The organism is Undibacterium sp. Tian12W (assembly GCF_049339405.1).
Taxonomy (GTDB): domain Bacteria; phylum Pseudomonadota; class Gammaproteobacteria; order Burkholderiales; family Burkholderiaceae_D; genus Undibacterium.
The window spans coordinates 215,958-223,023 of the sequence record NZ_JBMPPK010000011.1 but is presented as its reverse complement, the minus strand read 5'-3'; the positions used below and the strand labels follow the sequence as shown (position 1 = coordinate 223,023).

The 7,066-nt window shown below is 52.2% G+C and carries 6 protein-coding genes; 3 read left to right on the top strand and 3 right to left on the bottom strand.

What is annotated here, in order from left to right; translation table 11 throughout:
- Nucleotides 1–422: 422 nt before the first annotated feature.
- Nucleotides 423–983: a hypothetical protein gene (locus tag ACO0LI_RS16030; protein ID WP_423033640.1), complete on the bottom strand. Its 561-nt coding sequence runs from the start codon at nt 981–983 to the stop codon at nt 423–425.
- Nucleotides 984–1,200: 217 nt separating this feature from the next.
- Between ACO0LI_RS16030 and ACO0LI_RS16025 the strand changes: the two genes are divergently transcribed.
- On the top strand, nt 1,201–1,554 hold the full coding sequence (locus ACO0LI_RS16025; protein WP_423033638.1) for a carboxymuconolactone decarboxylase family protein: 354 nt from the start codon (nt 1,201–1,203) through the stop codon (nt 1,552–1,554).
- Here the strand turns inward: ACO0LI_RS16025 and ACO0LI_RS16020 are convergent.
- Entirely contained in the window at nt 1,536–2,306 is a 771-nt protein-coding gene (locus ACO0LI_RS16020; protein ID WP_423033636.1) for a hypothetical protein, read from the bottom strand. The genes ACO0LI_RS16025 and ACO0LI_RS16020 overlap by 19 nt on opposite strands.
- 244 nt (nt 2,307–2,550) lie before the next feature.
- On the opposite strand from ACO0LI_RS16020, the gene ACO0LI_RS16015 reads away from it, so the two are divergent.
- Nucleotides 2,551–3,315 (top strand): hypothetical protein, encoded by a 765-nt coding sequence (locus tag ACO0LI_RS16015; RefSeq protein WP_423033634.1) that lies wholly within the window; start codon nt 2,551–2,553, stop codon nt 3,313–3,315.
- A 106-nt stretch (nt 3,316–3,421) separates the two neighbouring features.
- On the opposite strand, the gene ACO0LI_RS16010 is transcribed toward ACO0LI_RS16015, so the two are convergent.
- Nucleotides 3,422–4,159: a TIGR00730 family Rossman fold protein gene (locus ACO0LI_RS16010; RefSeq protein WP_423033632.1), complete on the bottom strand. Its 738-nt coding sequence runs from the start codon at nt 4,157–4,159 to the stop codon at nt 3,422–3,424.
- Between ACO0LI_RS16010 and polA the strand changes: the two genes are divergently transcribed.
- A complete protein-coding gene (gene polA, locus ACO0LI_RS16005) occupies nt 4,160–6,946 on the top strand; it encodes a DNA polymerase I (protein WP_423033630.1) in 2,787 nt (928 codons plus the stop codon).
- Nucleotides 6,947–7,066 lie beyond the last annotated feature (120 nt).

The window sequence follows — 7,066 nt, the reverse complement described above, 5'->3', positions numbered from 1 at the left end:
TCTTACCGTCGTCTAAAAATGCGTTATGAGAAACTAGCTATGACACACGAAGCATTTCTTTCGTTGGCTTGTTCTCTCATTTGCTGGAACTTTCTTAAACCTTTAATTTAATTTCGCAACAGCTTCTTAGTCAGCAACGGGCTGCAATTGAACTTTGATCCCAGTGCAAGTTTCAGTGACGCAATCAGTGATAGAGATTATCAGCTGGCTTGGGAGGTATTAAATAGCCCTGGATGGTTACTTGAGGATGCGAAAAGCGCATTTAAGAAATTAGTTGACCATACTGGCAACCAACTATTATCTGGCCTGTATAGCAAATGGACATCACTCAATCATCCTCAACAAGGCTATTGACTAGCGTGAAAATTCTCTAGGATGAATATTGCTGAACACGCCAATTACTTCTTTAGTTGGTGAAAGTCTTAAGCCATCCTCTTGGCCTGATGTATCAACTCAAATACCTGTTTCGCCCCGGCGATGGATTGAAACTGCGTCATCGTCTTCGCATTTATCCTGCCAGGCAGGCCTGAGAGTCCGCCAAACAGGGTTGCCAGTGGGTTATTGCCAAACACGATACTGCCTTCACCCTCTTTTGCCTCAGTCAGGCTGATTTCACCCAGGTTTTTGAGGTCCAGTGATTTCAGATTGCTGTTAAACAGACCTGAGACTATCAGTATACGTTCACTGGTGACGGCATAATAAGTGCCAGCTCTTTGTCTTGCTTCAAGAAAGAAGCGGCCTCCTATCATGTGCAAACCTATCAGTACAAACGGGATGCCCCACAAGCAAAAAAACAGGGGAGCGCCAGAAGTGATGACGCTGCATTCCCAAAACAACGCAAAGCCACCCCATAGCAGGCTGAAGGGCACCATGAACAAATCAGTGAGCTGGAACATGATGCCCTGGCGTGGCTGGCCTGACCATAGCAGGCGTTCATGGGCGAATAATGTAGAAGTAATTTGCGGGAACTGGTTGGTAGTCATTGTCCGGTAGTCATGTAGTTTCTGGAGCACTGCAAAAGCTGCATTGATAAAAAATTTTGGAATGCTGCCATGAGTCTGCACGCGCTGCTCTGATAATTATACCTTCGTTGTATATATACACTGACGCAAAAAAAGATCGCCTCTGATAAATCCTTTTGGTTTGTTGCTGACTCTTGTTATGGCAAGCAGATGTCAAACAGCCCTGAAAGGAATCAATATGAGTACTTACCAAAACCCGCAAGACCTGGCCAAAGCCAAAGAGCTGATCAGTCTCGCACCTAAAGAAGCACAGGCTTTTCTGGCACTCAAGACCACTGCAGAAAGAGCCGATGGTGTCATCCCTGAAAAATACCGTGAGCTGATTTCCATTGCCGTTGCCCTGACTACCCAGTGCGCCTACTGCATAGATGCGCATGGCAAGAATGCCGCAAAAGCTGGGGCGACCAGGGAAGAGATTGCCGAGGTGGTTTTCATTGCCGCGGCATTGCGCGCTGGTGCCGCTGTCGGGCATGGTCTGCTGGCCTTGCGTCTGTTTGATGAGGCTGAGCTGGCTCAGCAAGGCAAAACCTGAAACGCAGAACCCACGACATTTGCCGCAGCATTGATTGCGGCAGTGCATATCCTGGCTTTGTTGAAAGCAACATCTGCAAGGCAAACAATGGCCAACGTCAGGTAAGCAAAATAAGCCAAACCTGTGTAGTCTGCAAAAATGATGGTGTGCAGCCAGTCTTGCCCGAACAGGTAGAAGTACGCGGTGAGTGCAGCGGCACCCAGCAATACGCCAGCAGGCAGCAGCAATTGCACGCTGGCGCGTGGGCGCAGTGCCACGGTGGCCGCCAGCAAGACAAAAATCAGGGTATTGGCCGCATTGAAAATGCGGAATTCACGCGTCAATGACTGTGCCACTTCCATGTATTTGCTGCGTATCAGCTCGTTCAATCTATCATTGATTTGTGCGAGTTTCTGGCTGCGCTCCTGCATGCCTATTGTCAGAGATTTCTCTATCTTCTGTCGGCAAGTGCAGTCGAGTTTGCCCAAGTCTGTCACCATGCCTGCAATGCGGGCAGGCAGGTCTGCGGCAAGCTGAAGTTTTAATTTTTCTATCTCTGCCGTCTGGCGTGCAAGGACCTGGCCTGCCAGCTCGGCTATTTTGCTGTCTTGCAGCGTATGCAGCTTCGCATGAACCCGTTTTTCCACTTCCAGACGCACAACTTCACGTGCCATGTTTTCTACCATGACGGGATTGCTGTAAGACAGTAGCAATGCCAGGCCGGACAAGAGAACTCCCAGCAAGCTAATCAATAAAAGTAGTGCACGTATCATGTTTTCAGCTCAGGATCAAAGGCATGCAGGCAAGTCGTTGGCAAATAGTAGTCCGATTTCCATTCGCAGCCTATATACAGAAGTCTGCCCTCCCGTTTATCTTTCTAATCTGCCATTCGAACCTCCGGTCTTCCCACTAGTCGCAGCATGCTGGCTTGCACGAATGCCGAACTTTTATCATGCGCAAGCGCTGCAAGAAACCATGAAGGCAGCCATAACGATCAACGACAATCAAGGAGACAGCATGACACAGCAAGATGAACTCATCACACAATTAAGCCGCCAGAACCGTTTGCTCAAACAGGTGCTGACAGTCGCCGGGGCAGGTCTGGGCATCATGCTGTTGACGGCTGCCGCATATACAGAGAATCGTGGCAAATTTTCAGAAATCGATGTAGAGCGTATCAACATCGTCACGCCTGAAGGAAAACATGAGATGGTCATCGCCAATCACCTGCGTCTGCCTGAGCCCGTGATTGATGGCAAGCAAAGCAAACGCATGGGGCCGCAACGACCAGGCATGATTTTCTATAACGCACTGGGGGATGAAAACGGTGGCTTTATCTTCGACGGCAAGCTTGACGACAAGGGTAAGCCTGTCGCGGGTATGCATTTTTCCATGGACAGGTTTGGCGGTGACCAGCAACTCTCACTCGGTCATTATGAAAGCGGTGGCACGATGGAATCTGGCCTGAAAATCTATGACCGTGGCCTGCAAAAAGATTACGACGGTTTGTACCAGGCTTATGAAAAAGCCCCGGCCGGCCCAGAGAAAGATGCGTTGCTGCAGAAGTGGAAAGATGCGGGTGGCCAGCAAACCAACCGCATGTTCATCGGCAAGACCCGTGGCAAATCATCTGCCATCATCATGGCCGACGCCAGAGGCAAGCCGCGCATCATGATGCTGGTGACACCAGAAGGCCAGGCCATGTTGAACTTTCTGGATGACAAAGGTGAGGTGATACAAAGTTTTCCGCAGGCAGAGCAGGGGGCTTTGAAAGCAAAGTAAAAGTTGAATGATAGATGGTGTGAAAACCTTGGTAGGGTGCGCCATGCGCACCGGTTTTGCGTAAGCTGCACGAGCGGTGCGCACGGCGCACCCTACCAAATTTACCCTACAGATACAGCATCTTTTGCCTTTGCTCCTCAGACAAATTGATATCCCTGGCCTCATAAAACGCAAAAATTGCATCGACGATATTTGCTGGTTCATCGATGAGTTGTACCAGATTGAGGTCATCATGGTTGATCATGCCATTGCCCGCCATTTGCATCCTGATCCAGTCCAGCAAACCTTGCCAGAAACTGGTGCCGACCAAAATGACGGGGATATTGCGGGTCTTGCCAGTCTGTATCAGCGTCAAGACCTCACTGACTTCATCCAGAGTGCCAAAGCCACCGGGGAAAACCACATAGGCATCGGCATATTTGACAAAAGCCACCTTGCGCGCAAAAAAATGACGGAAGCTCAGACTGATGTTTTGCCAGGGATTACTACGTTGCTCATGTGGCAATTCTATATTCAGGCCAACAGAAGGGGAGGCTCCCTCAAAGGCGCCCTTGTTGGCGGCTTCCATAATACCGGGGCCACCGCCTGAGATCACAGCAAAACCCTCGTCCGACAGGCGGCGCGACAAATCCACGCATTTGGCATAATCCGGGTGGTCATCCCTGGTACGGGCAGACCCAAAAATCGTCACTGCAGGGCGGATTGTTGAAAGCCGCTCGGTGGACTCGATAAATTCTGCCATAATCGTGAACATATGCCATGATTCCCGCGCTTTCAGCGAAGTTGCTTTTTCCTGATCGATAATCTGGCGCAACCTCGTTACATCTTTTCTGTTTCCGTTCATATGCAAAATACTCTCTTGTTAGTTGATGGCTCTAGCTATCTGTACCGCGCCTTCCATGCTCTGCCCGACCTGCGCAATGCACAAGGAGAGCCAACTGGCGCCATACACGGCATGATCAATATGTTACGCCGTTTGCGTACTGATTACCCGGCAGCATACATCGCCTGTGTGTTTGATGCCAAAGGCAAAACCTTCCGCGACGACCTCTACCCCGAGTACAAGGCCCAGCGCGCCCCCATGCCAGACGACCTGCGCCTGCAAATAGAACCTATCCACATCGCCGTCAAGGCCATGGGCTGGCCTATCCTGATGGTTGAAGGGGTAGAGGCTGATGATGTCATCGGCACGCTGGCCGTAGAAGCCACCAAGCTGGGCATGAACACCATTGTCTCTACCGGCGACAAGGACCTGGCGCAACTCGTCAATGCCAATGTCACCCTGATCAATACCATGACCGAAGAAAAGCTCGACGAACCCGGTGTACTGGCCAAATTTGGCGTGCCGCCCGACCGCATCATCGATTACCTGACCCTGATCGGCGATACCGTCGATAACGTCCCTGGTGTCGCCAAATGCGGCCCCAAGACTGCCGTCAAATGGCTGACAGAATATGACAGTCTTGATGGTGTCATCGCCAACGCCGACAAGATCAAGGGCGTGGTCGGCGACAACCTGCGCAGTGCGCTGGAATGGCTGCCCCAAGGCCGCGTGCTGATCACCGTCAAGACTGATTGCGACCTGACCGGGCATTACACCTCGATACAGGATAGCCTGGTCGCCAGGGAAGAAGACAAGACCGAACTGGTTGGCTTTGCTGGCCGCTGGGGCTTCAAGACCTGGCTACGCGAACTGACTGGTGACGCCACCGCGGGCGCGACACCGCTGCCCGCCGCCAAAGCCGCCACCAGTGGAGGTAATTCTGTCCAGGGTGGATTGTTCAATGATGAAACAGCAGACGCGGACAAGCCCGCCACGCCAGTCCAGCAGAATTATGAAACCGTATTGACCGAAGCCGCGCTCGACGAATGGCTGGCCCGCATCAATGCCGCCAAACTGACATCCGTCGATACAGAAACCACTTCGCTGGAACCCATGACGGCGCAACTGGTTGGTATTTCGCTATGCTGCGAAGTAGGGCATGCTGCCTACATACCTGTCGCCCACAACTACCCTGGCGCGCCAGATCAGTTGCCCAAGGCGCTGGTGCTGGACAAACTCAGGCCATGGCTGGAAGACGACAGCAAAGCCAAGGTCGGCCAAAACCTTAAATACGATAGCCACATCTTCGCTAATCAGGGCGTGAATTTGCGCGGCATCGTCCATGACACCCTATTGCAATCGTATGTCTTTGAATCGCATAAATCGCATGACATGGATAGCTTGGCCATGCGCCATCTCGGCAAGAAGACCATCAGTTTTGAAGAAGTCTGTGGCAAAGGCGCAAGCCAGATCTGCTTTGACCAGGTAGACATAGAACGCGCCACCACCTATGCGGCTGAAGACGCCGACATCACCCTGCAACTGCACCTGGCCATGTGGCCAGAGATAGAGCCGGATGCCAATTTGCTGCGCGTTTATCGCGAGATAGAAATACCGACCTCCGTAGTGTTGCAAAAGGTAGAACGCAATGGAGTGCACATCAACAAAGACTTGCTGGAAACGCAGTCGCATGAAATCGGCATACGCCTGCTGGAACTGGAACAAAAGGCCTATGAGCTGGCAGAGCAGCCTTTCAATTTGAACTCACCCAAGCAACTGGGCGAGATTTTCTTTGGCAAGCTGGGTCTGCCTGTCGTTAAGAAAACGCCGTCCGGCGCACCATCGACTGATGAAGAAGTCTTGCAAAAACTGGCCGAGGATTACCCCCTGCCCAAGGTCTTGCTTGAATACCGTGGCCTGGCAAAACTCAAATCGACTTACACCGACAAATTGCCCAAGATGGTCAACGCCAGCACAGGCCGCGTCCACACCAATTATGCGCAGGCAGTGGCGGTGACGGGTCGCCTGTCATCGAATGACCCCAACCTGCAAAACATCCCCGTGCGCACCGCAGAAGGCCGCCGCATACGCGAAGCCTTTGTCGCCGGGCCGGGTAATGTCATCATCTCTGCGGACTATTCGCAAATCGAATTGCGCATCATGGCGCACATCTCTGGCGATACCAGCCTGCTGGCCGCCTTTGCCAATGGCGAAGACATTCACCGCGCCACGGCATCAGAGATTTTTGCCGTAGCCCTTGATGAAGTCAGCAGCGAACAGCGTCGCTATGCCAAGGTCATCAACTTTGGCCTCATCTATGGCATGAGCGCCTTTGGCCTGGCAGGCAACCTCGGCATAGAACGCAGCGCCGCACAAAGCTATATCGACAAATACTTCCAGCGTTATCCTGGCGTCGCCCAGTACATGGCTGACACCCGCACCAAGGCCAAGGCCCACGGCTATGTAGAAACCGTCTTCGGCCGCCGCCTGTGGCTGGCAGAAATCAATTCCCCCAACGGCCCCCGCCGTGCAGGCGCGGAGCGCGCAGCGATCAACGCCCCCATGCAAGGGACAGCCGCCGACCTCATCAAACTCGCCATGATCGCCGTACAAGGCTGGCTGGAAACAGACAAACTGCAATCCAGAATGATCATGCAGGTACACGATGAACTGGTGCTCGAAGTGCCGCAAGCAGAGCTGGAACTCGTCAAACAAAAATTGCCAGAGTTGATGGCGACTGTGGCAAAGCTGGATGTGCCGCTATTTGCTGAAGTAGGCGTGGGTGGGAATTGGGAAGAGGCGCATTGAGAGGCAGCGGTAGTTTGTGCCCCTGGTTAGTTAATCATGTGTTTGCAATCTCGTAGGTTGGGCTACGCTTCACCAGCCCAACACTGTGCCTTTAATTAACGTATGTATCTGAATAAAATG

Coding starts and splice junctions, on each gene's coding strand:
- ACO0LI_RS16030 (WP_423033640.1), bottom strand. CDS start 983: ATGACTACCAACCAGTTCCCGCAAATTACTTCTACATTATTCGCCCAT.
- ACO0LI_RS16025 (WP_423033638.1), top strand. CDS start 1,201: ATGAGTACTTACCAAAACCCGCAAGACCTGGCCAAAGCCAAAGAGCTG.
- ACO0LI_RS16020 (WP_423033636.1), bottom strand. CDS start 2,306: ATGATACGTGCACTACTTTTATTGATTAGCTTGCTGGGAGTTCTCTTG.
- ACO0LI_RS16015 (WP_423033634.1), top strand. CDS start 2,551: ATGACACAGCAAGATGAACTCATCACACAATTAAGCCGCCAGAACCGT.
- ACO0LI_RS16010 (WP_423033632.1), bottom strand. CDS start 4,159: ATGAACGGAAACAGAAAAGATGTAACGAGGTTGCGCCAGATTATCGAT.
- polA (WP_423033630.1), top strand. CDS start 4,160: ATGCAAAATACTCTCTTGTTAGTTGATGGCTCTAGCTATCTGTACCGC.